Origin of the sequence: Actinoplanes sp. CA-252034 (assembly GCF_050956125.1) — a bacterium.
In the GTDB taxonomy this organism is placed as follows: Bacteria; Actinomycetota; Actinomycetes; order Mycobacteriales; family Micromonosporaceae; genus Actinoplanes.
The window spans coordinates 608611-634236 of record NZ_CP191846.1 but is presented as its reverse complement, the minus strand read 5'-3'; the positions used below and the strand labels follow the sequence as shown (position 1 = coordinate 634236).

Below are 25626 nucleotides of genomic sequence, written 5' to 3'. Positions count from 1 at the left end.
CCCTGAAATACCTGGTCAGATCACCGCTCGAAGCCTTCTGACCTCACCGGTGGGAGTGGACTCCGGCTCGGTCTGCGCGTTCAGCCAGGCCTCCAAACGCTCGAACGGCAACGGCCGGCTGAACAGGTAGCCCTGGCCGATCTCGCAGCCCATCTCCTCGAGCAGCTCCAGCGTGAGCTCGCTCTCCACACCCTCGGCCACCACGGTGAGACCGAACTCGCGGGAGAGGCCGATCACCGCCCGGACGATCGCGAGGTCACCTGAGTCGGTTGCCATCCCCTGCACGAAACTGTCGTCGATCTTCACCTCGTGCACCGGCCACTGCCGGAGGTAGGCCAGCGAGGACGCACCCGTGCCGAAGTCGTCGACACTCAGGCGCACGCCCAGATCGCGCAGCCGGTAGAGCGACGGCAGCACCCGCTCGATGTCGCTGAGCATGCCCGGCTCGGAGATCTCGAAGGTGACGAGCCCCGGATCCACCCCGTGCTCGTCCAGCAGCTCCCGGACCAGCTCGGGGAAGCGCGAGTCCAGCAGGGTCCGGGCCGACAGGTTCACCGCGATCGCGAACGGGCGCTCCGCGTCGGCCCACGCACGGCACCGGCGCAACCCGGCCACCAGCACCGACTCGGTCAGCCGGGCCAGCTGGCCGGTGTGCTCGGCCACCGCCACGAAGTCCTCCGGGGCCACCTCGCCGTGCGCCGGGTGCACCCAGCGGGCCAGGCACTCGACGCCCACCACGTGCCGGTCGGCGAGCGTCACCTTCGGCTGGAAGTAGACCTCCAGCTGGTCGTTGTCCAATGCCCGGCGCAGGTCGGCGGCGATGCCCAGTCGGCGAACCGCGCGCGACTCCAGAGCCGGGTGGAAGGGCTGCACACCGTACGGCAGGACCTTCGCGGCGTTGGCGGCCAGCTCGGCCCGCTGCAGCAGGGTCTCCGGATCACTGCCGTGGTCGGGATAGACCGAGACGCCGACCGCGGTGTTCACGTCCAGGGTGAGCGAGCCGACCGCCATCGGGCCGCGCAGCCGCTCCCGCATCCGGGTGGCGATCTCGATCGTCGCGTCGATGCTCGGCGCCCGCAGCGTGACCACGAACTCGTCACCGCCGATCCGGGCGACCAGAGCGCCCGGCTCGGCGATGCCACGGATCCGGTCGGCCGTCTCGACCAGCAGTTTGTCGCCGGCCGCGTGGCCCATCGACTCGTTCACGTTTCGCTGGCCGTCGACGTCGAAGAGCATGATCGCGACGACCTCGTCCTCGACGCGGACCGTGACCGCCTCGGCGAGCGCGTCGATCACCCGGCGCCGGTTCGGCAGACCGGTCAGGCGATCGTGGTACGCGTCGTAGCGCAGCCGGTCGACCAGACGCGAATTCTCCACGGCGACCGCGGCGTGCGCGGCGATCGTCTCCAGCACCTGTACATCCGCCTCACGGAAGGTGCGGTTGTCGCCGATCCGGTTCGCCACCTCGAGCGTCCCGATCGCCGCCTGACCCGACCGCAGCGGAATGACGATGACGTCCTTGACCTTCTCGGAGCGCAGCGCCGGACGAAGATCCACGGTGCCGGGAAAACGGGTGCCGACCGCGGTGGCGGACCGGGTGGAGATCGCGTGCTCGCGCACGGCCTCCGGAGTGGGCGAGATGTCCAGCAGGCCCCGGTGCTCGACCCGGGCGGTGAGCAGCACCTCCGGATAGCGGCCCTGCGGGGCGAGCCAGAGCGTCGCATACTCCGACTGCATGAGGGAGCGCACCCGGCCGAGCAACACGTCGGGCAGACCACTGCGGCCGCTCTCGTCCCGCACCGCCTGGGTGAGCTCGTAGACCTCGGCGAGTGTCCGGTGCCGGCGGAAGAACTCGGCATACGACCGGAGGACCAGCGCCAGTGCCGCGACAAGGATGGAGAGCAGGAGTGCCGACCAGCGGTTGGCCTGGAGCGCCACCAGGAAGATCAGGCCGATCACGATGTTGATGCCGGTGACGGGCAACGTGGCGAGGCCGGCCCGGAGCGCGTCGCGGCCGGTCCGCAGGCCCTGCACCAGGCTGAGCACGGTGGCGAGGCTGAGCAGGTCGGCGGTGAAGGCCACGACCGTCGCCGCGGCGAGAACGGCCCAGGCACGAGGGTCGGCGGTCACCGGGTCCAGCGGGAACATCCAGATCAGCAACAGTGCCGCGGAGTTTCCGGCCGCCGACTTGGTGACGTTGAACCAGAGCTTGACGGGCGAGACCCTCGACCGGATCTGATGTGCCAGGATCGCGCTGCTCACCACCAGGATCACCAGCACCGGTGGGAGATAGAAGAACGCGAGGACGAGCGGGACGTCGGAGACCGTGACGGCGAACGTGGTGCGCCAGATGACGATGTTGAAGACGTCCCGATGGACGATCAGATAAGCGATGAAGAACGGCAGCGCGAGGAGCCAGTCCTTCGCGCCGGGCGGTTCAGCGATCCAGAATGCCGCGGAGCTGATCAACGCCAGGAGGCCGAGTGGAAAGGTGATCAACCACGCCCGCTGGGCGCCGCCTTGTCGGGGCGGGGGGCGCTTGACCATCCAGGACCCTCCCCAGCCAGCACATCAACGCCGGACAGTGCGACGAGCGGTCAAGCTCCTAATACCACTCGAGGTTTCCGGTGTTCATGACAGCGGCGTTGGTGCGCTCTGTTGTGGCTGCTCCGAGACCCGCCCCGCCGAGCACCACCGCGAGCGCGAGCACCACGCCGGCAAACCGACTCAACTTCCTTGCAGACATTGCTCGCTCCTCTAACACGGATGCAGCAGGCGGGGTCCACATGATGGTGCCACACCAGTTGTGCGACAGGGAGCGTTCATCGGCGGGTCGTGTCGATGCTCGGCAAATCCTGGCCGAACGGTTGAGCGGGACCTCCCACCTGCTACCGAAGAATTGGCAGCTTTATACCTGATTTAGGCGGCAAAACAATACAAACCTCCCGCCGATCGTCAAGGAACATTGACGTCAGGAAGTCCTGACGGAAGGCTGATCCGCATGACCACGCCGGACGAATTGGAGCAGCGGCACACCCTCACCACGGCGACGAACCGATACGACGCTCTCCGGATGCGTGAGGCTCTCGCCGCCATGGACCCCGAAGAGCCCGCCCTCTCCACCGAGGAGATCCTGGAGATGCTCGCCCTCAGTGAGGTGATCATCCGCAAGGCGGGTTACGGACGGCAGGCGATGATGCGCGCGGCCCGTGCCACCGGCGCCTCCTGGACCAGGATCGGGGCCGCGCTCGGCACCACCAAGCAGGCCGCCTGGGAGTCCCACCAGCGCTGGGCGGCCGACCCGGCCGGGCGGTCCGACTGAGTCAGTCGCCGGTGGCGGCGGGACGATCGGTGTGGCTGTACTGCGACCAGGACCCCGGGAACAGGCGGCCCTCCCCCAGGCCGGCGTGCTCCAGGGCGATCAGGTTGTGGCAGGCGGTCACGCCGGAACCGCAGTACGAGATGACGTCGGCGGCGTCCTCCACCCCGACCTCGGCAAACCGTTTCCGCAGCTCGGGCACGGGCAGGAAACGACCGGCGGCGTCCACGTTCGCCCGGACGGGGAGGTTCTTCGCACCGGGGATGTGGCCGGGCCGCGGGTCGACCGGCTCGACGTCGCCACGGAACCGGGGCGCGTCACGCGCGTCCAGCACCGGGCCCGCAGCGGCGACCGTCTCCTCCAGCGTGGCCAGCCGGTCGGCGGGCCACGGACGGGCGGTGAACGTCGACTCGGGGCGGACCGGGACCTCCGTGGTCAGCTCACCCGGCCAGGCGGTCAGGCCACCGTCCAACAGCGCGGCGTCATGCCCCGTCACCCGGAGCAACCAGATCAGCCTCGCGGCCACCACTCCGCCCGCGTCGTCGTACCCGATGATCTGATCCTGATCGTTGATCCCGGCCGCCGCCATCGCCGCCGCGAACACCTCCGGATCCGGCAGCGGATGCCGGCCCTCGGCCGGCGACGCCGGACCGGCCAGCGCCGCGTCCAGATCGATGAAGACCGCGCCCGGCAGATGCCCGCGCTCGTAGGCCTCCCGGCCCGACCGGCCGTCCAGATACCACCGGACGTCGGCGAGGACCACCGGACGATCCGCGATCCACGAAGCGTCCACCACCGGGTCGATCACCACAGCCCCCTACCAGCCGCACGCTGAACCGGACTCGACGGTACGCCACGGACGCCGCGTCGAGGTTCACTCGGAATGGTCGCGGCTGCGGCTCCCCGGCCGGAAATAGACGACCGCGACCGCCACCATCGCCACGGCGAGCAGCGTGGCGATCATCGCGGCCAGTTCGGTGAGCTGGGTCGCCCCCAGGACGAAGACCAACACGGCGGTGCCGAACAGCAAGTGATAGCAGCCCGCCTGCCGGGGCGTGCGAAACGAACGGGCGATCACGCCGGGAGCGTTGCCGGTCACCAGCATCCGCAGCCCGAACACCGCCAGCACCAACCCGATCAGGGCCGCCGCCGTGCTCATCACCCCAGTCTGCGCCCCCGACCGCCTTCGGCGGGCCTGAATCCGGTACGGCCACCCGTCCCGTTCTCAACTCGGACGACAACGGGTCCCGTCTCCAGCCGGGCGCCGGTGGCCGGCGTTCCGGGGCGAGATCGATCGCCCCGTGCCGGACCCACCGCGCGGCCCTTCCCCGCCCACCGGAGTCGAGCCGGCTCTCGTCTAGCGGTAGTTGTTGAACTGGAGGGCGACGCCGAAGTCCTCCTGCTTGAGCAGCGCGATCACGGCCTGCAGGTCGTCACGCTTCTTGCCGGTGACCCGCAGCTGGTCACCCTGGATCTGCGCCTGCACGCCCTTCGGCCCCTCGTCGCGGATCTTCTTGCTGATCGCCTTGGCCTTGTCGGTCTCGATGCCCTCGACCACCTTCAGGTCGATCTTCCACGTCTTGCCGGACTGCCGGGGCTCCCCCGCGTCCAGCGACTTCAAGGAGATGTTGCGCTTCACCAGCTTCTCCTTGAAGACGTCGAGCGCGGCGGTCGCCCGCTCCTCGGTCTCCGAGGTGATCGTGAACGCTTCCCCCGACTTGGCGAGCGACGTGCCGGTGCCCCGGAAGTCGAACCGGGTCCCGAGCTCCTTCTCCGCCTGGTTGAAAGCGTTGTCGACCTCCTGCCGGTCGACCTTGCTGACGATGTCGAACGACGGGCTGGCTGCCATGATCAGACTCCTGCGGCTGGATGCTTTGTCAATGCCTACAGCGGGCTCACGAGGGCCCGCAACATGCCGACCGTACCCGGTTGTTGATGCGGTTCGCGCTACGGCTATTCTTATGTCCGCCGCCGCGGGAGACCGTGGTGGTTGCCCAGGCGGGTTGCCCGAGCGGCCAATGGGAGCGGACTGTAAATCCGTCGCGAAAGCTACAGAGGTTCGAATCCTCTACCCGCCACCACAGGCACGAAGAAGCCCTTCACCAGCTGAAACAGCGGTGAGGGGCTTCTCTCGTTGGTCCCACTAGGTCTCACTCGAGACCGCTCAATCTCACTGGTCGTGTCGTATACGTGTCGGCGCATCAAACCACTGCGGATGAAGGCAGGTCTCGGCAACTCGCGACCTTCAGCTGGGGGAATCGATCCTGCCCTCGTGGGGCGCGGCAGCGCATGATCGCAGTCACGCCATCGATGCACTCCGGTTCGGTCTTACCCGGCTTCAAGTTGGACCGCGAATCGCTGCGCAAAGACACGCCCCTGGGGTGGGTCCGCACGACGACACGACAGAGGGCACGACCCCTCCGGACTGCCTTGCTGTTAAGGATCGCTCCGCCTGCGACCCCACAGCGCTAGCACTCGCCGGTGGATGGCAGTCGCGCACGCCCAACTGCCATCCGCTCAGCACGAAGTGCTGAGCGTTCCAGATAGCTAGGGTGGTCGACGTGGTCTTTGACTCTGATGCCCTGCCGGACGAACCTGGCTACCTTGCAGCAGCTACGCGTGCTGCTCCAGAGCGGCTCGACTCCCTGCTAGGCGACATCCAACGTGGCCGCCTAGGCTTGCCGAATTTCCAGCGAGACTTCAAGTGGGATCCTGCCCGCGCTCAAGCGTTGCTCGTTTCGATTCTGGCTCGCTACCCCGTCGGCGTGCTGCTTCTACTTTCCCAAGCCCAGGGGAACGACGTCTTCGCGACCAGACCAATCACCGGTGCCCCACCGCTGGACCCTCAACAGCCGGTGCAGCTGGTGTTGGACGGCCAGCAGCGCCTTACCAGCCTCTATCAGGCGCTCTTCGCGCCAGATGAGTATCGCTACTTTTTGGATCTATCGATCTTAATCGAAAGGCTTGGCGCCGGCGCCAAGCCTTATGACGCGGCGACACTTGAAGACGCGGTAATTTTTAAAAGCATCGTCAGTAATCGCAAAAAGGAACGGGAACTCGACACGGTAGCTGCGCAGGTTGAGCAGCTCAAAATTCCACTAGAGAGGGTGGGAAGCAACACGACGGAAGCGTGGCTTGAGATTGCTTTTCCGTTCGATGCAAGCACGGACCTGACCAAAAGAAAGAAGGTCAAGCGAGTACTTGATATCTACCTTTCCACAATCAAAGCCCACAGTCTTCCCGTAGTATCATTGCCCACAGAAACACCCGTAGACGCCGTATGCACGATCTTCGAAACACTAAATCAGCGTGGCCTAAAGCTGAGCGCATTCGATCTTCTCACCGCCCGATTCTTTAAAGATGAGATCAGACTGCGAGACCTGTGGGACGATGCACTCGGTGAATATCCCATCCTAAAAGAGTTCGGCGTAGACCCCTACAACGTCCTCCAGTCTCTCACTCTACGCGCAACGGCCAAAACGGTGGACGGCAGAACCACCGGCAGTGCCCAGCGAAGTGACGTGATGAAATTGACGTCACAAGACATCGAGGCATATTGGCAAGAATCTGTTGCCGGCATGGCAGGCACACTGGAACTGCTTCGAGCCGCCTGCGGCGTCATAACGCCTGATTACCTGCCATACACGGGAATCTTGATTCCGATGGCGGCAGTGTGGCCACTAATCTCAAGCAAGAAGGGTCTTGACCGGACGGAACTCACCAAGCGCTTACAGGAGTTCTTCTGGACGTCATGCTTCTCCGGCACGTATGACCAAGGCGCGAACAGCCAAGCAGGGCGCGACTTCGGGCAGCTCCACACTTGGCTGACAGAGGGTCGCCAGCCAGCCATCGTGGAGAAACCCGAATTCAGCATCGAAGTGCTGGAAACGGCGACTACAACCCGGACGGCCCTCTACAAGTCCTGTATGGCACTCGTGCTTCGGCGACATTGTAGGGATTTCCATACTGACGCTGAGATTAACGCCACGATGCTTCGATCCGGCGGAATCGAAAGTCATCACGTGTTCCCGCAAAACTGGCTCAAGAAGAACCAGACGGGGCAAGGACCCTCCACAGAATTAATCCTTAACCGTGCATTGATCGACGGCACAACTAATCGCACCATTCTCGCTACGCCGCCTAGCGAATATCTTCCAAAAATCGAAGAACATTTGGGAATCGAAACTCTTAATCGAGTCCTTGAGTCCCACCTCCTACCAGTAGCCGAATCTCCCTCGGCACTTATGCAAGACGACTATCGCGGGTTCCTGACTGAGCGGAAAGCGCTCTTTGAGGCTGAATTGAAGATCGTGGGCGCAATCAGGCCAGCAGGTGAGACCCCCGCCTCCTGACTGCGCTACCACCGGCTACGAGGAGGCCATCGCCAACCGATCGGTGGGCGATGGCCTCCTCGTTTACTTCTTTGTTGGAAATTGCATCAACTAGATCGCGCACAGTGCAGTGGCAAAATTTCCATAGTAGCGACCTTCTCTTACGCCGTTAGAGCGTGCTCGATCCGCTTCTGGGCTGCTTCGTGCTGACCATCGATGCACTTTGCGTATACCCGCATGAGGACGTGGACGCTATGCCCAGCCCACTCGGCGACCTGGGTTGCGGGGACGCCGGCGTTTAGCCAGAGCGACACGGCGGCATGCCGAAGGTCATAAGGACGCTTCGCCAGCGGGGACCGAAGTTGCGCGGGCGTGAAGGTGACCTCGCGGGCATCACGCCACGCCTTGCTGTAGGAGTTGCTCGGGATGGGCTGGCCGAGCGTCGGCACGTAGCGACCGCCGGGGCCGCGCCGGGTGACGAACAGCCTGCCGTCGGGCGCGGGCTTGTACTTGGCGATGTGGTAATCGAGCAGGTCACAAAGCGGCGGGGACGCGGGCACCGGCCGGGTAGCGCTCTTCGCCCGGTGCTTGAGTCCTCGTCGCTCGATCGTGCCCTCTTCGTCGCCCCATCCGTGTCCTACAGCGACGGTTGAGCCGGTCAGATTCAGGACGCCCCAGCCGCCCTGGACTTTTGGCCTCTCGTACTCGTCCTCGCGGAGGTTCAGCACTTCCTCTGGGCGCAACGCGGCGTAGTACATGCATCCGAAGAACGCCACCAGCTCGGGCGTGCGATCGGCGACGGCGGCGAGCAGGGCTCGGGCCTGCTTCGGATTGACCACCGCCTTCCGGTCCACCTCATCGTCATGCTTCGGGGCGATCCAGCTCACGAGTGACAGCGGGTGGACCTCCAGCAGCCGCAGCTCGACCGCATACTTGAGCGAACCGGAGAAGATCGCGCGCTTCCGGGCGATGGTGCTCGCGGATGCCGCGCCGCCGTCCTTCATGCGAAGTGCGATGGTGTCGAGGGCCTTTCTGACCAATGCGGCCTCGGTCAGGGCAGACAGGTCGACGGTGTTGGCCTCCAGCCATCGGACGGCAGACGCCAGTTCGGCCGGCGGATCCCCGGCGTCGCGGCGAGCCTTGTTGAACGACCAGCCGTAGAGTGCGGCGCGGATGGCCTTTTCGCTCGGCACTCCCCTACTGGTTGACAGCAGCGCCGGCGTGACGGTTGCCAGCGCCTCGGCGATGCCCTTGCGGTGTTTGGCCGAGGAACGCGCCCATTTGACGTCGACGTAGGCAATTGCGTGGTCGTACCAGGAGCGGGTGTTGAGAGCACGGGCCATCGGTTCGGGCAGGCCGCACTTCTCGTCGAAGGCGATGCCCTCTCGCTGGGCGACAACCAGCTTCGACCGATAACTGTCGGCCAATGCCCGAGTGGCGAACGTATCCCGGAACGGCTTCCCGGCGACGACCCAACGGACGGTGTATGAGGTTCCCTTGGCGAGCTTGTTGACCAACACGCTGTGGACGCGGACATCAAAGGTGCTCATGCGGCCTGTGGCTCCTCACGGCTCGACAACCAGGCGTCGAAGTCGGTGCGACGGATACGGAGCTGCCCGTTCGGCAGCTTGAAGGTGCGGGGTGCCTCGCCGAGGGCCTTCCAGCGGAAGAAGGTCGACTTTGGTACGTCCAACTCGGCGAGGAAGTCAGCAAGGGTCAGGAAGTTGCTAGCCATCGGGTCCGGCCTCCCTAGGCGATGCACGGGCGGGTGTGCTGAGTTGCAGGAAGAGGTCGTTCGCCTGTGGATTGCGTCCGGCCGAGCTGGGTGGGCCTCGCCCACAGAAGGACGGAGTGGGCCTGACACAACTGACAGAACTGACAGAACCTCGGTCGGTAGAGGGTTGTGTCAGTTGTGTCAGTTCTGTCGGGGCGTTCATGCGGACCGCCGGACGGTGTCGAGGGCGTGGACGGTGGCGGCGGGTCGGTGCACCCCGGGGTGCACGAGGTAGCTCGGCGAGGGCGGGCGGCCCCCGGCTCGTTTCGTTGCGGGCTGTTCGAGCTGGCGCAGGTAGCCGTGGGCTTCGAGGACGGCGAGGCCCGGATCGAGGTCGGCCATCGTTTTCATCTGGCTGGATTGCACGGCGCGGAACAGTTCGCGTTTGGTGAAGGCGGTCGTGGTGGTGCGTTCGATCCAGGCCAGCACGTGCCGCGCGTTGCGGGTGGCCGTGTCGGCTCCCATGTCGTCGAACGCGGCCAGGGCGTGCGCGGCATAGAAGTCGCCGATCGCGGCGGCCCGGGTGAGGGTGTCGGCGGTGATGGGCTTGCCCCATCCGTCGCGCAGGTGTTCGGCAAGGTGCAGGAGCCCGGCGATGCGGACCACGGCCCCGGTGTACTTGCTGCCCCAGTCCACGACGTGTGCCCACGCTCCGCCCGGGGCGAGGCGCGGCTCTACGGCTCGCTCGATGTCGAGCACGAGATCGTTGGCGTCGGGGGTGAGCGGCAGTACGGCGGGGTCGGTCCACTCGGCGAGGCTGAGGATGAGGGTGTGCAGGTTGGTCGCGTAGGCGGCGGCGACCTGTTCGGGCACCGGGTCGGCCCCGATCTTGCGGCGGCCGACGGTGTTCTCGGGCAGGGCGAACAGGATGCGGGCGAGCAGGCCGAGGCCCCGGAATCCGGGCATGCCCGCGATGTCGCGCAGGATTTCGGGTTGCACGGCGAGGCCCATGGTGAGGGCGGGTTTGTCGACGTGTTCGGCCTCGCGGGACAGGCGGCCGACGCGCATCATGTCTCCGGCGTGGCCCTTGAGGAAGACCTCCAGGTTGGGGGTGCCGGAGTAGCGCCCGGCGATGGTGGCGAAGATGCCGCCTTCCGGGGAGAGCACGGCGAGGCGTCCGCCTTGCTGGGCTAGTAGGTGTGCGGCGGTTTCGCTGGTGATGTCGTCGGCGACCAGTTGTGGTTTGGCCGGCACGGTGATGGCCTCGGCGTTCATCGCGGCGGCGGTTGCCTCAGCGATCAGGGTGTCTCGGCCGGACGGGTCGGCGTTCGCGGCGGCGAGGGCGGTTTTCTCGGCGGCTTTGGTGGCGACCTTCGCCGCGAGCTCGGTCTCGATGATCGCGGGAGCGGTCCGCTCGACGAGGGCTTTCTCGGCGGCGAGGATCGGGCCGGTCATCGCGGCGAACACGGCGGACTTGCGGGAGCCGGGCGGCAGGACGACGACGGTGTAGAGGTTGGTCGGTTCGCGCCAGGAGCCGCGTACCTCGACCTCGGCGCGTCCCCCGGCCGCTGTGGAGAGGCACGCCAGGGCGAGGCTCCCGGCCAGGTCGATCGGGGTCTGGGTGAACTCGGCGACCGCCCGCGTCTGATCGGCCAGCCAGCCGGGCAGCAACTCGGCGGGGAAGGCGGGCAGGTGGCGGCCCCGGCCGAGCGGGATCACCGGCGACCAGCCGCCGGGAGTGTTGGCCTCATCCAGCAGCGCCCGGCCAGTCGCTACCAGCTCGGCAGGGTCCGCGCCGGACGCGGCAAGCCGGGTGAGTTGCCCGCCGAGGTCGGCGACCTTGCGCCGTTGGGCCAGCCCGGCGACGCGGGCCGAGTAGTGCCCGGCGTTCGCGGCGCTCGGCACGTCGGCAATCAAGGTGTGCAGGTACGGCGCTCCGCCCACCTTGCCGAGGTCGCCAGCCTCGGCGAGGTGAGCGACGACGGTGATCGTGTCGGTCGGGGTACCGGCGGCATGCATGGCGCACATCGCCTCCCACAGCACGCCGTGCGCGGGCCGGTAGAAATCCCCGGCGGTAAGAGTGGCGGCCAGGTCGGCCATAAGCGTGGGGGCAAGCAGAGCGGCACCGATGACGGCCTGCTCGGCGGCCAGGTCGTACGCGGCGTGCTGAGACACGTTCGGCTCCTTTCCAGGGGCGGGGGTGGGAGGGCGCTGGGCGAAGGTCAGGCGGCCTCTCGGTCCCGGCCGATCGCGCGCCGCTTGTCCTCGCCCGGTAGGCCGGCCAGCCGCACGGCCACGCCGATCAGCAGCTCGCGCATGATCGAGAGACAGAAATCGAGCTGCCACCGGGCGATCGAGTCGTTGCCGTGCAGCGGGATCCGCGCGCGGATCTCGGCGTACTCGACGTCGCCAGCCCGGACACGGGTGATCCAGGCCCGGCCGCCGATCTCATCGGCGGTGATGTCGCGGCCTCGGTGCTCGGCTACGCCGCACCGGTGGTCCTGGGTGCACCACTGGGTGTGCGGGGTCTGGGTGCGGATCAGGCGGGCCATGGTGCGGGTGGTGTTCATCGGGTGTCTGCGCCTTTCTCCGTGGCGTGCGGGGGTCAGTGCCGGTCGGTGTCGGCGTAGGTGCCGGGAGTCAGCGGCGGTGCCGGGCGGGCGGCGGGCGCGGCCGGGGCGGTGTAGGTGGCGCGGCGGTAGGCGTTCATCACGGCGCGGCCCCACCGAATCCGGACGCCTTTGCCCCGGCACGGGCGGCAGGTGCGGGTGCGGCGCTTGCGGTGGTGGCCGGTGCCCTTGCACCGCAGGCACGGCGTGAAGGCGGTGCGGGAGCACTGAGCGGCGTAGACCATCGCCCCGATAGCGACTACCGCGAGGCCCTTGCCGGGGTATCCGAACAGCCCGGCGAGGCTACCGAAAGTGATCAGCGCCAGTCCGGGTGTGGTGCGGGCGGCAAGCCAGAGCAGGCCTGCGATCAGGGCGAACATTGCCCATAGCGGTTTGCGGGTGGGGGTGGTCACCAGGGCCTCCAGGGCGGTTTTTGGGTGTGCGGGACCGTGCCGGGCGCTAGGAGCGAGTCGGCTGGTGATGGCGCAGTTTGGGGGCGAGGGTGGGGGCTAGCGGACCCGCGAGGCCTAGCGGGATCACCCGCGAGGCCTCGCGGCCCGATCTAGGTTGTCGCCGGGGTCCGGCCGGACCGATGGAGGCCTACCCGGACAGTGCTAGCCGCCGCGCTTGCTGTCACGCTCGGTGATCGCCGATTCGAGGTGGGCAAGACGGATGCCTTTACGGGTCTTCTCCAGCCCGGCATCCACCGGGGCATCGGCCGGGCGGACCTGGCCGACGTCCACGGTCGGGGACTTCCAGCCGGGTGCTTCGGCCTTGAGCGCGGCCATGAGCGCGGCCTGGGACTTCCACCGGCCGGGGTGGCGGGTCTCCACCCGGTGGAAGAGCACATCCCCGTGCAGGGCGATCTCCTCGCCGAGGAACACCACCCGCACGTCATCGAGCGCGCTGTGCGCCGGTGCCGCATCCGCCTGCTCGACGATCCCAACCGCCGCACCCGTCAGCGTTCCGGCCTTCGTGCGTCCGGCCAAAGCTGCGGCGACGATCCGCTTGACGTCCGGGAGCACGAACGTCGTCCGCACCCGCACCGGTTCGCCGCCCTCGGAACCGATGTACCAGCACGAACCCCGGTCGTCGGCGGCAGTGCCGGCCGCACCCCGGCGGAACGCGGTCGCGTCGACGCCGCGCTTGTAGGCGCCGGTGCCGAGGATCATGTCGTTACCGGGCTGTCCGTTCTGGTGGAACGCCACCCGCACGATCGGCAGGGAGCTGATCGAGGTCGGGATGGAGTCGGTGTCGGTGCGCTGCGAGGCGATCTCGACATGGATGCCACACGCACGGCCGATCTTCATCAGGTCGGTCAGCAGGCCAGCGATCTCCTTGCCGTAGATCGGGTCGCCGAGACCTTCGTGGATCTCGTCGATGATGACCAGGATCCACGGCATGTTGTGCTTCTTAGACCGTGCGAGGCGGTCGGTGAGGGCGGCGGCGTTGTTGTCCAGCATCTCCGAACCGATCTTCTTCAGATCGGTCAGCACCTGGCGGCGGCGGATGATCTCCCGCTTCAACGCGGTGAGGAACCCGACCAGCATCCGGCCGGTCTCGGTCGGGTCGGCGTCCGCACCGTAGGCAAAACACACCGGCTCCAGCTCGGCGTAGTCGCCCATGCCCTTGAAGTCGAACACCGCCAGCTGCGCGCCGTCGACATCAGCAGCAGCCAGACACGCCAGCCCGATCAGATACGCGGTCTTGCCGGAACCGGGGGTGCCGGTGGTGATGCCGTTCGCGCCGGGCAGCGGCCACCGCACCGGCCGATTCCTGGGGTCGTAGCCGATCGTGCACGGCGCACCCACGTTGACCGGCTTACCGAGGTACGCGAACCGCTTCGGCTTGGTCTGCCCGGGGTCGATGTCCAGAACCAGGATCTCCACATGCCCCGGCACCCCGGTCGGGGCCTGCGACAGGTGCACCATCGCCGGGGGCCGCTTCAGCGCACCCGCGATGACAGTTGATTTGGCCATCACCATCTGCGTGGTCACACCCGGAATCGGGTGGGTCTCGGCGATCTTTCCGCCCGCACTGTCGTCGCGGAAGATGACGTCGACCGGGGAGTGGCCGGCCTTCACCACGTCGCGGAACTGACTGATGCCGGTGGCCAGCAGAGCGCCGGTGATGGTGTCGTGGGTGACCGGCGGGTACGGCGAGGGCTCGCGGAACTGCGGCAGGAACGGCGCGCTGCGTGCCCGGCCGTACCAGACCAGCCAGCAGCCCAGCCCGATCCAGGCGGTCAGGGTGGCGTGGCCGAGGTTGCTGCGGATCATGTCGCCCCGGCCCAGCCAGAGCAGCAGCACGACCAGGGCGATCAGCGCGGCCAGCGGCAGGATCGTGCGGGACCGGACCACCCGGCGCCGGTCCTTGACCTCCCGATGCCGCTCCGCACGCGCCTTGAGCCACGCGTCCACGTCGGCACGGCCGTCGATCGCCCCGGCGGCCTGGTCGGCGATGACCAGGGCCTGACGGTCGTCGACGTAGTTGAAGAAGTCGGAGACCGACCGGCCGATGCCCCGGAACCACCAGCCCGACGCGCGCACACTCCATGCGCCGAGCACGACGAACGTGTTCCACAGGTAGCGCCACTTGTAGGTCCACAGCCGGCGGGCCTTGTGCCGCCAGCCGACCGCCCATGCCCACTGCTTCAGCTCCGGCGGCGCGTCGGTGACCTGAGCGGCCACGATCTCGCCCTCCAGGACCTCGGAGTCCGCCGTGCCGGCCGGGCCGGAAACCGCGGGCACCTCGGACGCCACCACCGCGGCACCGTCGCGGCGCTGGCGCGCGGTCTCCAGGTCGACGACCGCGCCGAGGTCGGACTCGGCGGCCTTCCAGTCGAACTCGTTGGGATCGTGATTGGGGGTGCTCATCTCGGAATGTCCTCCGGTCTCAGGCGGCGATCACGAGGGCGGCGACGAACAGGAACAGGTAATGGAAGGACTGATCGAGGGCGTACGAGCCGGTGCCGAGCGACGGGTTGTCGTCTCGGCCGGCACGCGGAATTCCGAGGGCGTAGAACCGACCCGCACCGACCAGGTCGGCGAGGCGCTTGAGCGGGGTCCGCCGGTCGGCGATGTAGTGCGTCACGGCGGAGACCGCTAGGCCGGCGGCGACCTGACCGGGCCGGACATGCAGGTCGGTCGACAACCCCAGGACGATCACGGCGACCAGCGCGGTCAACGTGTAGGTGGTCACGTGCGTGGCGCAGGCGATACGACCAGGCCAACCAGGACGGCCCTTGCAGTCGGCCTGATGCTGCGTCTGAACCCAGTGATCGGCGACCTGGTGAGCGACAAACAGGGCAGCGAAGACAGCGGCGAACGCGGCAGTCATGATGGGGGTCTCTCCTAAGGTTTGGTGACTGATGGGAGGGCCGGTGACGCGGCGCTTGCTTGCAGGCTTGGGGCCGCGTCACCGGGCGAAGCTAGGCAGCGACAAGAGTCGGTGTTTCCGCATGTGCCGGGGCGAACGGTGACGCGTCGGTGACACGCTGGGCGGGCAGGTGACGCCGGGCGGTCGAGACCGACACACCGGCCTTCGCGGCGATCTCGGCGACGGTCGCGCCGGGCAGCTTCGCGGCAGCTTTGGCGACCTTCTCGGCCGACGCGGGACGCGGCGTGACGCGCTTCGCGGGAGTCTTCGTGACCACCGGCACCGGGACCGGCGCCACGGCGACCGTCTCGGTGGTAGGCACTTTGGCGACTACCGGTGCGGGCTCCTCGATGGCAGGGTCAGCGAGAGTGCGGATCCGGCCGCCGATCTCTACCAGGCTGATCGACGCGACCACGATCAGGCCATCCACGCTGAATGGCAGCAGGTAGGCCGACGAGTCGGCCTCGCCATAGCGGGTAGCCACGCCGACCATGTGCCAGTACGACACCCAGGCGGCGATGCCAGCGATGACCGCAGTAGCGACCATGCGGACGATCGGCCCGAGCTGCACCACGGTGGATGCGAACCGCCGGGCCGGAACCCGCGAGATGAGTTCGACCGCCAGCAGCAGTGCCACCGGGGACCACGCGGAGATGGCCTGGCTGATCACGTTGTTGTCGGCGTGCAGCACATTGCCTGCCAGGGACGCGGCGATGCCGAGAGCGAACACGGCTCGGACGCCCCACCCGATGCGCTTGAGGCGCTTGATGTCCTGGCTCATCACGCGACCGCCTTCCGGGTGGCGGGGCGGGCGGCCAGCTCAGCGGCAACGCGGGTCACGCGAGCCTCGGCGCGACGCAACCGACGCCAGTCCAGGGGCGACGGGCCGCCGTGGTCCGCTGCGTTGATTTCGGCGATCTCGGCGTCCACGAGGTCCAGCTCGGCGGCGATCAGCGGCCACTCGGCCGTGATCGCGTCCAGTTCGGCCGACGACGGGCCGAGCGGCTCGAAGGGGTCAACAGACACGGGAGGCTCCTCCACTCGAATCCAACTGGCTTGAGCCAGTTGCTGGCTTGAGCCAGTTTGGAGTGACCTTTGGCACGCTGTCAAGGACTGGCTTGAGCCAGTTTGAGATACCCTGATGAGCAGGGCATTCACACAAGAGGCAGGTACATGCATGGCCCGAGAACCTGAACCAGAAAAGCGGCTCCCAAGCCGTCGCATAGCCGATGACCTGCGCGCCAGCATCGAAGCCGGCCGCCTCGCACCTGGTGCGAAGCTTCCATCTGAACGTGATCTCGCCGCCCAGTACGGCACCGCCCGGAACACGGCGAGGGAAGCAATCAGCCTGCTCCAAGGCGAGGGCCTGGTCGTCGCGCAGCACGGGCGCGGCGTCTTCGTCCGGCCTCGCAGGCCCCTGATGAGACTCGGCGCGAATCGCTACTCGCGCCGTTTGCGTGGTGAGACCGGCCTCTCTCCGTTCCGCATCGAGGTGACCAAGCAGGGCCGCACGCCGCGAACTGAGTGCCGATCGGTGACCCGCGAGACCCCCCCTGGCGATGTGGCTGACAGGCTTGGGCTCGACGCCTCGACGTCCGATGTCATTCGTCGCGAGAACTGGTACTTCGCGGACGATGATCCCACCCAGGTAGGCATCACCTACATCCCAGTTGAGGTGGCGAGGGATTCGCCGCTGGCCTCAGAGAAAACCCTCGGCAAGGGCAGCATCTACGCCAGATTCGAGGACCTCGGGTACTCCATAACGAGGATTAGAGAAGAAATCTCTGCGCGAATGCCGTCGCCAGAAGAAATGACCGGATTAGCCTTGCCGCCGGGCGTGCCCGTCATCGAGGTGCTACACACAAGTTTCGACCAGAATCGAAACCCATTCGAGGTCACCCGATTTGTTATGCGGGCGGACCTCAACGGACTTGACTATGACATGCCCGTAGAGGATTAGGAAGGACACCCATGGGTCCAGGCGGGACGACCGATGATCGTCGTTGACACGCGATTCGCTGGCCTACTGAAAGCCTTACGCCAGGATAGTGGACTTTCGTTGCGAAGCCTGGCAACGATTGTCCACTACTCCCATAGCTACCTGTGGGACATCGAAACCGGCCGCAAGCAGCCCACCCCAGAGGTGGCACACGCGCTTGACGCGGCCTTGTCTGCGGAAGGGACTCTGGCGGAATTGGTCACCCACCAGCCTGATGCCGACATGAATGCGCCACTTAGCGAGGCTATGCGGCTGCTCGACGGAAACCGTCACCATTTGCAGAACCTAGCCCAGCAACTCCGAGATGCAGACGACGACCCAGCAGCCCGCCACGAAGCCGCCCAGTGGGCACGGTTCGCCAAATGGCTCAACAGCACATTTGTTCGGAGTCGGCCACGGCTCGTGCGCTGGGGGGCACGGCGCTATTCGGCGCGTCTTCGATCCGAGACCGGCGCCTCCCCCTTCCGCATGGAAATGATGGCGCAGGGCCGCGCACCGCGCACCGAATGCCGCGCCGTCACGAAAAAGATTGCGCCAGCCGACATTGCGAGCCTCCTCATGATCGAGGAGGGTGATTTCATCATCTGTCGAGAGAACCACTACTTCGCCGATGACGAACCCGTGCAGATCGGAATGACCTTCTTACCCGAGTATCTGGCAACCGAGGCCCCGCATTTAGGCAGGAAGGCTCTCGGGCGAGGATCGCTGTACTCCCGACTAGCTGACATCGGATATCGCGCGGCAAGGGTCAACGAACACATCATCGCTCGCATGCCCAGCATGCTGGAAGGGGAGCACCTAGCCATCTCACCGATCACACCCGTACTTGAAATCACTCACACGAGTTTCAACGAGCAAGGTCAACCCTTCGAGGTAACGCGATTTGTGATCAGGGCAGACCTCACGACCCTCGACTTTGAGATGCCGGTCGAAGACTAAAAACGTCCGCCATCTCAGAGCAGACAGTTGGTGACTACTTTCTCACACGGCCACCTCGCACGCTGATTCCAAGCGGAATCGCAGACGAGGGGTGCGGCATTCATGTCACGAAGTAAGTGGAAACTCGTATCTGAAGACGGTCTCCCCCAGATCGACGAATGGGGAGCGTTGGAGACCCAGCGGTTCTCCGGCCCCACCATCCCTTTGCTGGCCTTGCTAGCTGAAGATCCCCGCAGCGGGCTCGTACGCCTCGCGCCCGGTGTCTACGAGGGGCCGAAGGCCCCATGAGAACCGACGACCACACCGCCGCGCGACCGTCATGGGACTGCGTCGCCTGCGATCAAACCTGGCCCTGCGATCCGGCCCGCGAGGCGCTCCGAAGCGAGATGGACCGGGTCGGGTTGGCCATCTACATGTGGGAGCGCCTGGACGAGGCGCTGTACGACCTTCCGCCCAATCCGCCGGCCGAACTGTTCGAGCGGTTCTTGAAGTGGACCTGGTGACGCGCGTAGCTCTCGTCGCCGCCATGATGGAGCGGGATGGAGCAGCCCAGCCCATTCACAGAGACCGAATGACCACGACAAGCTGAATGAGGACCGATCGTGACGAACCCTTCGGACGGCCGGAAGGCTGTTCAGGTCCGGCCTCGCGCGGAGGCCGACGTACCCGAGTGCGCTGCTCTCCTGCGGGAGGTATACGCGCTGGACGGCTACCCCGTCGAGGGTGTCGACGACGCAACGGCATGGATGTATCCGGAGGGTCTGATGGCCGCGTGGGTAGCGGACGAACAGGGGCAGGTGCTCGGACACGCTGCGGTGTGCGAGCCAGGGGAAGGCGACGCTGCCGTCGCGATGCTCATCGAACGAACCGGCATCGCCGAATCCGAAATCGCTGTGCTGGCCCGGCTATTCGTAGGGCCGACCGCACGTGGCAAGGGTGCCGGTCGGATGCTTGCCGACGCGGCCCTTAGCTACGCTGCGGACAAGCGTTTACGAGCGGTCTTCGATGTGATGGAGAAGGACCGCAGCGCGATCGGCATGTACGAAAAGATGGGCTGCGTCTTCCTCGGCTCGACTTCGCATCACCTTGCCGACGGCAGCATCATCCCGGCTCGATGCTACGCAGCACCCGGTGCCATCGATTTACTACCAACGTCGTAAGCGCCGACCATGCCTTAAGACGGCGGGCGGCCAATAGTTGCAGCGTCCGGTGCGAATCTTCCTTCCAGAAGATCGAGACGGCCTGCACAGCCGACCGCTCGCGCCGCCCAACAGGACCGGGCAAAGCTCGGCTCGACCGCCGTTGTCTACGCCAAAGGGGCTTAGGTTTAGCTACACAGACGCAGTAGCTCTGAAGTCTCTACCCCTTTGGAACAGGAGAGGGTCGCAGGGGATATTGATCCATCGCAGATGCGGGTGCGGTCAAAGAGGCTTGCAGATCTTGCATCGGTCGGGGTCGGCGATATTTTCGCATGTTTCGCATCTTTCAAGCCAATTTCCGCAGGAAAAGCAGCCCAGCCCCGCGTCGTCGCCGGTGTCCAGAACTGGACGACTCTCCTCCGTTCCACGACAACCGAACGGTTGTATACCAACGGGGCAAATGTGCCGGTCCTTGATGTCGTGCTGTCTCTGGTAAGCGATTGCCGCATCCAATCCGTCGTCCCACGTGCCCGTGCAGCTCGGCAGGTCCGGAGTGCGAAACTGTGGGTCCGCGTACTCCTCGCACTCTGCACCGCCGTTTCGATCAAACTTGAGCCGATCGGTGTTGCAAACGGGACAGAGGGGAGTGAAGGTGCGTTCTTCTTCGCGCATGTCGGCCACCCGATTACGATCGCAGGTCAAGCAGTCGGCCCACGCGGGAATCGATTATTGCCAAAGTCCTAGCAAGTAAACCTTGGCCGAACCCCAAACGCGTGTTCTGAAGCTGGCGCGGGGATGCCAAGGTCCTCGCCGCACGACAAGCTCCAACCGTGCGGCTAGACAGCCGGGCAGGTGTGTGAATGAAGTCCAACGAGGATGGCGAAGGGGGCAATCTCGGGTCGCATCATGTCGGCTTACCAGCCACGAGCTGGACCTTGCGGCCTTGGGACAGGCGGTGCCTCGCTGGGTTGCCGCTGCTGGAGTGATAGCGACTCCTCCTGAGCGCGCATGTCAATATGGGCGTCCTCCAACGTTGGGTTCCAAAGAGTAATCGGAGGCGTTACCTGGAGATTCGTTCCGGGTACGGGGCCAGTCGGAAAACCTTTATCCCGCGTTACTAGATAGTCGGCCTTCCGCCGAATAGCGGTAGCGAGATGAACCGCGTCGGCGCCACGCATCCTGTACCTATCGCACAGCGTACGAGCCTCATGCGTGGTGAAAAGGTCAAGCTCAGCCCATTCGACCGGCAAATTTTCGAGATAACCTGACAGAATTTGGTCACGGCTAATCGGGTCGACTGTGCCATTCCACGAGCCGATTTCAGCCAGAAGCAAAGTAGACGCCACAAGGCGAATATCGCCGCGCTCTGCGGCAAGTAGCACCTTAAGAGAGTCCGCCCATAGGCCAGGCTCTCGCTTGATTACGTTAATATATATGCACGTGTCGACGTAAACCTTTGGGCCGGACGCGGACTTAGGCACTGCGCACCTGCTGCATATACTCGTCGGTAGTCAGATCACCGGTCCATCCCGGCGCGATGCCGAGGATGTCATAGGCAGACACACTTGTTCGTTCCGGAAGAATGCGAATCTCTGTCATATCCAGCCGCAGGGCTTGGCCTGCGATGTTTCGTTGCAGCTCGCCACCCACGAGCACCCGCTTACCCCACGCATCACGCAGAACGTCCGCTTGGTCCGGCGCTGCGCGGACGGTTATGGCGCGACGCGTTTCCTCGTTCAGCACCTGCGCTCGAAGTCCCGACCGGGTTCGGGCACTAATAATATCTAGACGACCCTGGACACTTCCCCAGGATCGACGTGAGATATTAATAGCGTCACGTGCATTAATGACAGTATCTTCATCAACAACGGCGCTACGGCCATCGAGGGATACGGGTCTAATTCCAATTCGCTCCACGCCATGTAGACCTACCGGTTTACCGATGTTCCCTACACGCTCAACGGTGATCGGCGAGAATAGAGGCGGGATTTCAGCCGTTGTATGCAGCTCATGAATACCGGCTACCAGGCCAAGCGCAGGCGCTGCAACCGTACCGAGAGGCCGGCGAGGCGGCACTCGTCGGGGGGCAATAACAGCCTTGAGGCCCCCATCTACCGATAGGTCGGAGACGGCCCACTCAAGCCGGGCGACCCTGCCAGGCATGGCAAAACGGTCGACTTCTTCGAGGGACAGCAAGACCTGGTCGAGTAGTTGGGTGTAAGCCCTGACCCCTACCGAACGTGGGGGACCATCGATGGACACCTCAAGGCCGACGTCGGAATCCCGCCAGTTCGAGACGGTTTGCGTCACTGTCGGTCACCTCTTCCGCTTCGGCGCTGTACGCGTAGGTTAGTCGTCTCCCTCACTCACGCAGTCTCCGCCACGTCAGTACCGCTAGACAATGGGGTGCAAGATCAGGCCTGGCGTTGGTAGAGGTCACCTTGACTCTCTCCGTTGTAGTCCGCCATCGCATCGCCAAAGTCGTATCCGTGTCGCGATACGGGCACTCAGTGGGATTCCCCCTGGTCACAGCGTCGTTCCCCGCGGACTGTAAATCCGTCGCGAAAGCTACAGAGGTTCGAATCCTCTACCCGCCACAGGCAAGCAAAAGAGGCCCCTGACCAGCCGATTCGGCGGTCAGGGGCCTCTTTCGTTGATCTCACTCAGTCTCACTCGATCGCGTTGGATCTCACCCGCTGTCCCCCATACGTCCCCCGAACTTCGCCGGCCGTGATCAGGCAGCTTCGGGTGTGGCGTAGCCCTGCCGGAACGCCTCGATGCCCCGCAGCGCGGCTTCCTGCTCTCCATAGAGGCAATTCGCGTAGATCTTCAGCGGGACGGCGATGCTGTGCCCCGCCCAAGTCGCGACCAGGGCGGCCGAGACACCCGCATTAAGCCATCCGGAGAGGCACGCGTGCCTCAGGTTGGCACCGACCTCGATCGGCTCATGGCCGACATCGACGCCGTGCTGTTGGACTTCGACGGACCAGTCCGCGGAATCTTCACCGGCCACCCCGCACCCGGAATCGCCGCGGATCTAGAGAGAGCTTTCGGAATCAGGGTCTGCGCCGGCGTCGGCTGGCCATAGCTCAGCCAGGTCATGACGTCGCCGCAAGCCCGTTCACGCCGCGGTTCACGGACTGGTCACCGAGACGTCCGCTGCCCCCGGGCCCGAGAGACCGGCCACCAAGACGTCTCCGGCCCATTGCCCCGAGAGACTGGTCGCCAGACGTCCGCTGCCCTTGCCCCGGGGACTCGTCACCAGGACGTTCCCTGCCTTCGCCGAGCACGAGGACGGGCGCACACGAACACCGATCGTGCGACCCCAGCCACGCCCCCACGACCACCAGCGCACACGAAACCCCGATCGTGGGCTCTCACCAACGCCAGGGCGACGACCAGCGCACACGCAACCGCTACGTGTGCGCCCATCACCGCCAGCGACCACAGAGAAAATCGACCACACGGACCACTGACACGCGTGAGCCGGATCGTCGACGCCGGTGCCGCGCCGCACTCGCACCCGAGCAGCGGTTCGGGCAGGCACAAAACCCATCGCCGGGCCGTCCGGCGCACCCGGTAGAGGAACCCGGGCTCGGCCACCGACCGCAGACGGCGGCGACAACACCCGAACCCGGCAGGTAGACCGGCCGAGGCGGCGGCGACCCGGCACAGACCCTGACCTCGGAAGCTCCCTAGGCGACGTGCTTCGGCAACACGGCGTGGACATCCCACCGGGTGTGGCCACTGAACAGGATCCGCTTGAAGTCCTCAGATGGACGGACAAGCCCGCAACTCCGAGCGTCACCCGGAAGATCGAGGATGCGTGCCAGGCAGAGCGCCACGCGGCCGATTCGGCCGTTCCCACCCCGTACGGCCGTGAAGTCATCGTTGCTGCCCATCAGGCGGGCTTGCCGGTGGCGGTCGTGAGCAACAACTCCGCTAGGACCGTCTCGGCCTACCTCGCCGCACACCGGCTAAGCGCCTATGTCTCGCCGGCAGCCGACGCGCGGACGCCGAGCCGGGCCAGATGAAGCCCAACCCCGCACCGATCCCGAGAGCCGTTCAGGCCGTCGGTGTACCGGCCACCCGCTGTGTCCTCGTGGGCGACTAGCTCTCGGACATCGAGGGCGCGCAGGCTGCCCGAGTGCGCAGCATCGCCTACGCGAACCGGCCCGCGAAGGAAGAGCCATTCCGGCGGGCGGGGGCGGACGCAGTGATCACGACCATGGGAGCCGTCGCGCGGATCCTGATCGAGCGGGCCGAGCACGTGCAGGCCCGTAAACCGGACTGCGCGACCATTCCGAAAATTTCTCTCACCCATGCCACACGACAGAATATGTGGCCCTCCACCAGTACGCGGAGGGCCACATATCATCCTAACGGCGTGACGTAGGCGTGAACGAAGAAGTCTCTTACCGTCGCAGAGTGCAGATGTCCGCCGGTTACGAAGTCCTCCGCGCACAGCGTGACGTGAACGTGCGGTTTGCCGTCCCAGATTTCTCCGGTGCCGCTCAGCTCTAGCGGCTGATCGTAGGTGCGCAGGTAATCAGTCAGCGCATCATCTTTCTTCATAACCGAGACGGTCGCCGCCTGAACGGCTCCGATCAGGGTCATCGAACCGGCGGTTACGCCTAGCTCAGCAAGAGCCGCCCCAATTGTCGCCAGAACTTCCTGATCTTTCTCGACAGTGATCAGATGCACCATGACTCTAGATTTTCAGGGGGTCGAGTCGATACCCGCCAAGGCGGAACCGATCGCGCGAAGATTCTCGGTCGCCGTTGAGGCGATCAACGTCCGGCTGCACACCGGCCGCATCGTGATTCCCGCCCTGGCCGTCGTGGACGTGGACGAGGAAGACGTCACAGCGGACGCCTCCCGGGTCCTTCTGATCGGTGAGATCGTCTCGCCGAGCAACGCCGCCATGGACCGCGTGCTCAAGATGCAGCTCTACGCCGCCGCCGGCATCGGCTGGCACCTCCTGGTCGAACACGAGGCGCCGGATTCGCTGACACTGCGGCTCAACCGCCTCGACGGTCAGCACTACGTAGAGGAAACGGTCGTGAAGACCGGCGCGAGCCTGATCTCCGAGCACCCGTTCCGGTTCGAGCTCGATACTCGCTCTCTCGTCCGTCGCTGACGCACGCTGTGACCGGCAGCGCCACGCCCTGTTCCTGAGCCACATCAGCCCGTTCGAGAGATCGGGGGGGTGTACGGCGTACATCTGACGTTGCCTTCAGTGAAGTCACAGCGGGCACACGGATGAACACGCAGGCGAACGATGTTCCTTGGAATGCGGGTCACGAGCCCGCAAGCCGAAGGAGTCGAAGTGTCCAGCCATCACAATGGCCTCAAGACGGCCGCCCTGCTGGGTCTGCTCACCGGCCTCATCCTGGCCGTGGGTTACTGGCTCGGAGGCAGCACCGGTCTGGTGCTCGCCGTGTTCGTGTCGCTGGCGGTCAACGCTGTCAGCTACTTCTATTCCGACAGGATGGCGCTGCGGGCGATGGGTGCCCGCCCGATGACCGAGGCCGAACTGCCGGGTTTGTACCGGATCGTGCGTGAGCTGGCTCAGACGGCCGGCCAGCCGATGCCGCGGCTCTACGTCTCGCCGGCGGTGCAGCCGAACGCGTTCGCCACCGGCCGTGATCCGCAGCATGCCGCGGTGGCGGTGACCGCCGGCATCCTGAACCTGCTGGAGCCGCGGGAGATGCGGGCGGTGATCGGCCACGAGTTGTCGCACGTCTACAACCGCGACATTCTGATCTCCAGTGTCGCCGCGGGCCTGGCCGGCATCGTCACGATGCTCGCCAATTTCGCGATCTTCCTGCCGTTCGGCGGCGACGACGACGACGGCCCGAACCCGGCCGGCCTGCTGCTCATGATGATCCTCGGCCCGCTGGCCGCGACCATCATCCAGCTGGCGATCAGCCGGAACCGCGAGTTCCAGGCGGACGCTTCCGGGGCGACGCTGACCGGTGACCCGCTCGCCCTGGCCGGCGCCCTCGAGAAGATCCATCGTGGTACGGCGCGCGCACCCCTGCCCGCTGACGGGCGCCTGGCGAGCTCCGCGCACCTGATGATCGCGAACCCGTTCGCGGGTGGCGGTCTGGCAGCGCTGTTCTCCACTCACCCGCCGATGGAGGAGCGGGTCCGCCGGCTGCACCAGCAGGCGGCCCTCACCAGGCATCGGTGACG

At 65.8% G+C, this 25626-nt stretch carries 25 protein-coding genes and 2 tRNA genes; 10 read left to right on the top strand and 17 right to left on the bottom strand.

Translation table 11 applies throughout. The annotated features are described in order from the left end of the window. Window positions 1–15: 15 nt before the first annotated feature. On the bottom strand, window positions 16–2547 hold the full coding sequence (locus tag ACQPZW_RS02945; protein ID WP_433793306.1) for a putative bifunctional diguanylate cyclase/phosphodiesterase: 2532 nt from the start codon (window positions 2545–2547) through the stop codon (window positions 16–18). A gap of 454 nt (window positions 2548–3001) precedes the next feature. Here ACQPZW_RS02945 and ACQPZW_RS02940 point away from each other — a divergent pair, with 454 nt between their 5' ends. Further along, window positions 3002–3322 carry a hypothetical protein gene (locus tag ACQPZW_RS02940; protein WP_433793305.1) on the top strand — a complete coding sequence of 107 codons (321 nt, stop codon included), beginning with the start codon at window positions 3002–3004 and terminating at the stop codon, window positions 3320–3322. 1 nt (window position 3323) lies between these two features. On the opposite strand, the gene ACQPZW_RS02935 is transcribed toward ACQPZW_RS02940, so the two are convergent. From ACQPZW_RS02935 to ACQPZW_RS02925, 3 genes are all read right to left on the bottom strand, one after another. Beyond that, window positions 3324–4127 (bottom strand): sulfurtransferase, encoded by an 804-nt coding sequence (locus tag ACQPZW_RS02935; RefSeq protein WP_433793304.1) that lies wholly within the window; start codon window positions 4125–4127, stop codon window positions 3324–3326. Window positions 4128–4193: 66 nt separating this feature from the next. After that, on the bottom strand, window positions 4194–4478 hold the full coding sequence (locus ACQPZW_RS02930) for a hypothetical protein (RefSeq protein WP_433793303.1): 285 nt from the start codon (window positions 4476–4478) through the stop codon (window positions 4194–4196). A 198-nt stretch (window positions 4479–4676) separates the two neighbouring features. Beyond that, window positions 4677–5168, bottom strand: a complete 492-nt coding sequence (locus tag ACQPZW_RS02925) for a YajQ family cyclic di-GMP-binding protein (protein ID WP_433793302.1) — start codon at window positions 5166–5168, stop codon at window positions 4677–4679. 148 nt (window positions 5169–5316) lie between these two features. Between ACQPZW_RS02925 and ACQPZW_RS02920 the strand changes: the two genes are divergently transcribed. Then, window positions 5317–5400: transfer RNA gene (locus ACQPZW_RS02920), tRNA-Tyr, on the top strand. Window positions 5401–5880: 480 nt separating this feature from the next. Further along, window positions 5881–7671, top strand: coding sequence for a GmrSD restriction endonuclease domain-containing protein (locus ACQPZW_RS02915; protein WP_433793301.1), 1791 nt, complete (start codon window positions 5881–5883; stop codon window positions 7669–7671). Window positions 7672–7811: 140 nt separating this feature from the next. Here the strand turns inward: ACQPZW_RS02915 and ACQPZW_RS02910 are convergent, their stop codons facing one another. The 9 genes from ACQPZW_RS02910 to ACQPZW_RS02870 form a co-directional block, all read right to left on the bottom strand. After that, window positions 7812–9200 carry a tyrosine-type recombinase/integrase gene (locus ACQPZW_RS02910; protein WP_433793300.1) on the bottom strand — a complete coding sequence of 463 codons (1389 nt, stop codon included), beginning with the start codon at window positions 9198–9200 and terminating at the stop codon, window positions 7812–7814. Beyond that, window positions 9197–9385: a helix-turn-helix transcriptional regulator gene (locus ACQPZW_RS02905; protein WP_433793299.1), complete on the bottom strand. Its 189-nt coding sequence runs from the start codon at window positions 9383–9385 to the stop codon at window positions 9197–9199. The genes ACQPZW_RS02910 and ACQPZW_RS02905 overlap by 4 nt, the downstream gene beginning before the upstream one ends. 198 nt (window positions 9386–9583) lie before the next feature. Next, the gene (locus ACQPZW_RS02900; protein WP_433793298.1) at window positions 9584–11539 is read right to left on the bottom strand and encodes a DUF3987 domain-containing protein; all 1956 of its coding nucleotides are present in this window, start codon (window positions 11537–11539) and stop codon (window positions 9584–9586) included. A 47-nt stretch (window positions 11540–11586) separates the two neighbouring features. Next, the gene (locus ACQPZW_RS02895; RefSeq protein ID WP_433793297.1) at window positions 11587–11934 is read right to left on the bottom strand and encodes a hypothetical protein; all 348 of its coding nucleotides are present in this window, start codon (window positions 11932–11934) and stop codon (window positions 11587–11589) included. A gap of 35 nt (window positions 11935–11969) precedes the next feature. Continuing rightward, on the bottom strand, window positions 11970–12386 hold the full coding sequence (locus tag ACQPZW_RS02890; RefSeq protein ID WP_433793296.1) for a hypothetical protein: 417 nt from the start codon (window positions 12384–12386) through the stop codon (window positions 11970–11972). A 201-nt stretch (window positions 12387–12587) separates the two neighbouring features. Beyond that, a complete protein-coding gene (locus ACQPZW_RS02885; RefSeq protein WP_433793295.1) occupies window positions 12588–14849 on the bottom strand; it encodes an FtsK/SpoIIIE domain-containing protein in 2262 nt (753 codons plus the stop codon). Window positions 14850–14868: 19 nt separating this feature from the next. Then, on the bottom strand, window positions 14869–15312 hold the full coding sequence (locus ACQPZW_RS02880) for a DUF3307 domain-containing protein (protein ID WP_433793294.1): 444 nt from the start codon (window positions 15310–15312) through the stop codon (window positions 14869–14871). A gap of 91 nt (window positions 15313–15403) precedes the next feature. Beyond that, window positions 15404–16132, bottom strand: a complete 729-nt coding sequence (locus tag ACQPZW_RS02875; protein ID WP_433797403.1) for a DUF2637 domain-containing protein — start codon at window positions 16130–16132, stop codon at window positions 15404–15406. Then, window positions 16132–16377 (bottom strand): DUF6284 family protein, encoded by a 246-nt coding sequence (locus tag ACQPZW_RS02870; protein WP_433793293.1) that lies wholly within the window; start codon window positions 16375–16377, stop codon window positions 16132–16134. The genes ACQPZW_RS02875 and ACQPZW_RS02870 overlap by 1 nt, the downstream gene beginning before the upstream one ends. Window positions 16378–16528: 151 nt before the next feature. Between ACQPZW_RS02870 and ACQPZW_RS02865 the strand changes: the two genes are divergently transcribed. The 4 genes from ACQPZW_RS02865 to ACQPZW_RS02850 all read left to right on the top strand — a co-directional run bounded on the left by ACQPZW_RS02865 (window position 16529) and on the right by ACQPZW_RS02850 (window position 19449). Continuing rightward, the gene (locus tag ACQPZW_RS02865; RefSeq protein ID WP_433793292.1) at window positions 16529–17311 is read left to right on the top strand and encodes a GntR family transcriptional regulator; all 783 of its coding nucleotides are present in this window, start codon (window positions 16529–16531) and stop codon (window positions 17309–17311) included. 33 nt (window positions 17312–17344) lie between these two features. Further along, window positions 17345–18289 carry a UTRA domain-containing protein gene (locus tag ACQPZW_RS02860; RefSeq protein WP_433793291.1) on the top strand — a complete coding sequence of 315 codons (945 nt, stop codon included), beginning with the start codon at window positions 17345–17347 and terminating at the stop codon, window positions 18287–18289. 284 nt (window positions 18290–18573) lie between these two features. Next, the gene (locus ACQPZW_RS02855) at window positions 18574–18792 is read left to right on the top strand and encodes a hypothetical protein (protein ID WP_433793290.1); all 219 of its coding nucleotides are present in this window, start codon (window positions 18574–18576) and stop codon (window positions 18790–18792) included. Window positions 18793–18891: 99 nt separating this feature from the next. Then, on the top strand, window positions 18892–19449 hold the full coding sequence (locus tag ACQPZW_RS02850) for an N-acetyltransferase family protein (RefSeq protein ID WP_433793289.1): 558 nt from the start codon (window positions 18892–18894) through the stop codon (window positions 19447–19449). Window positions 19450–20342: 893 nt separating this feature from the next. On the opposite strand, the gene ACQPZW_RS02845 is transcribed toward ACQPZW_RS02850, so the two are convergent. Beyond that, on the bottom strand, window positions 20343–20909 hold the full coding sequence (locus tag ACQPZW_RS02845; protein ID WP_433793288.1) for a type II toxin-antitoxin system VapC family toxin: 567 nt from the start codon (window positions 20907–20909) through the stop codon (window positions 20343–20345). Then, a complete protein-coding gene (locus ACQPZW_RS02840) occupies window positions 20902–21171 on the bottom strand; it encodes a hypothetical protein (protein ID WP_433793287.1) in 270 nt (89 codons plus the stop codon). The genes ACQPZW_RS02845 and ACQPZW_RS02840 overlap by 8 nt, the downstream gene beginning before the upstream one ends. 769 nt (window positions 21172–21940) lie before the next feature. Here ACQPZW_RS02840 and ACQPZW_RS02835 point away from each other — a divergent pair. Further along, a tRNA-OTHER gene (locus ACQPZW_RS02835) sits at window positions 21941–22025 on the top strand. A 137-nt stretch (window positions 22026–22162) separates the two neighbouring features. On the opposite strand, the gene ACQPZW_RS02830 is transcribed toward ACQPZW_RS02835, so the two are convergent. Both ACQPZW_RS02830 and ACQPZW_RS02825 read right to left on the bottom strand, forming a co-directional pair. Continuing rightward, complete coding sequence (locus tag ACQPZW_RS02830; protein ID WP_433793286.1) at window positions 22163–22441, bottom strand: hypothetical protein; 279 nt, start codon at window positions 22439–22441, stop codon at window positions 22163–22165. Between the two features lie 1361 nt (window positions 22442–23802). Continuing rightward, entirely contained in the window at window positions 23803–24135 is a 333-nt protein-coding gene (locus ACQPZW_RS02825; RefSeq protein WP_433793285.1) for a PCC domain-containing protein, read from the bottom strand. On the opposite strand from ACQPZW_RS02825, the gene ACQPZW_RS02820 reads away from it, so the two are divergent. Then, a complete protein-coding gene (locus tag ACQPZW_RS02820) occupies window positions 24119–24568 on the top strand; it encodes a Uma2 family endonuclease (RefSeq protein WP_433793284.1) in 450 nt (149 codons plus the stop codon). The genes ACQPZW_RS02825 and ACQPZW_RS02820 overlap by 17 nt on opposite strands. 189 nt (window positions 24569–24757) lie before the next feature. After that, a complete protein-coding gene (gene htpX / locus ACQPZW_RS02815; RefSeq protein WP_433793283.1) occupies window positions 24758–25624 on the top strand; it encodes a zinc metalloprotease HtpX in 867 nt (288 codons plus the stop codon). Window positions 25625–25626 lie beyond the last annotated feature (2 nt).

What these genes read in the sequence shown, in the direction of transcription:
- ACQPZW_RS02945 (WP_433793306.1), bottom strand. Translation starts at nt 2,547, where the DNA reads ATGGTCAAGCGCCCCCCGCCCCGACAAGGCGGCGCCCAGCGGGCGTGG.
- ACQPZW_RS02940 (WP_433793305.1), top strand. Translation starts at nt 3,002, where the DNA reads ATGACCACGCCGGACGAATTGGAGCAGCGGCACACCCTCACCACGGCG.
- ACQPZW_RS02930 (WP_433793303.1), bottom strand. Translation starts at nt 4,478, where the DNA reads ATGAGCACGGCGGCGGCCCTGATCGGGTTGGTGCTGGCGGTGTTCGGG.
- ACQPZW_RS02925 (WP_433793302.1), bottom strand. Translation starts at nt 5,168, where the DNA reads ATGGCAGCCAGCCCGTCGTTCGACATCGTCAGCAAGGTCGACCGGCAG.
- ACQPZW_RS02910 (WP_433793300.1), bottom strand. Translation starts at nt 9,200, where the DNA reads ATGAGCACCTTTGATGTCCGCGTCCACAGCGTGTTGGTCAACAAGCTC.
- ACQPZW_RS02905 (WP_433793299.1), bottom strand. Translation starts at nt 9,385, where the DNA reads ATGGCTAGCAACTTCCTGACCCTTGCTGACTTCCTCGCCGAGTTGGAC.
- ACQPZW_RS02895 (WP_433793297.1), bottom strand. Translation starts at nt 11,934, where the DNA reads ATGAACACCACCCGCACCATGGCCCGCCTGATCCGCACCCAGACCCCG.
- ACQPZW_RS02885 (WP_433793295.1), bottom strand. Translation starts at nt 14,849, where the DNA reads ATGAGCACCCCCAATCACGATCCCAACGAGTTCGACTGGAAGGCCGCC.
- ACQPZW_RS02880 (WP_433793294.1), bottom strand. Translation starts at nt 15,312, where the DNA reads ATGACTGCCGCGTTCGCCGCTGTCTTCGCTGCCCTGTTTGTCGCTCAC.
- ACQPZW_RS02875 (WP_433797403.1), bottom strand. Translation starts at nt 16,132, where the DNA reads ATGAGCCAGGACATCAAGCGCCTCAAGCGCATCGGGTGGGGCGTCCGA.
- ACQPZW_RS02865 (WP_433793292.1), top strand. Translation starts at nt 16,529, where the DNA reads ATGGCCCGAGAACCTGAACCAGAAAAGCGGCTCCCAAGCCGTCGCATA.
- ACQPZW_RS02860 (WP_433793291.1), top strand. Translation starts at nt 17,345, where the DNA reads ATGATCGTCGTTGACACGCGATTCGCTGGCCTACTGAAAGCCTTACGC.
- ACQPZW_RS02855 (WP_433793290.1), top strand. Translation starts at nt 18,574, where the DNA reads ATGAGAACCGACGACCACACCGCCGCGCGACCGTCATGGGACTGCGTC.
- ACQPZW_RS02825 (WP_433793285.1), bottom strand. Translation starts at nt 24,135, where the DNA reads ATGGTGCATCTGATCACTGTCGAGAAAGATCAGGAAGTTCTGGCGACA.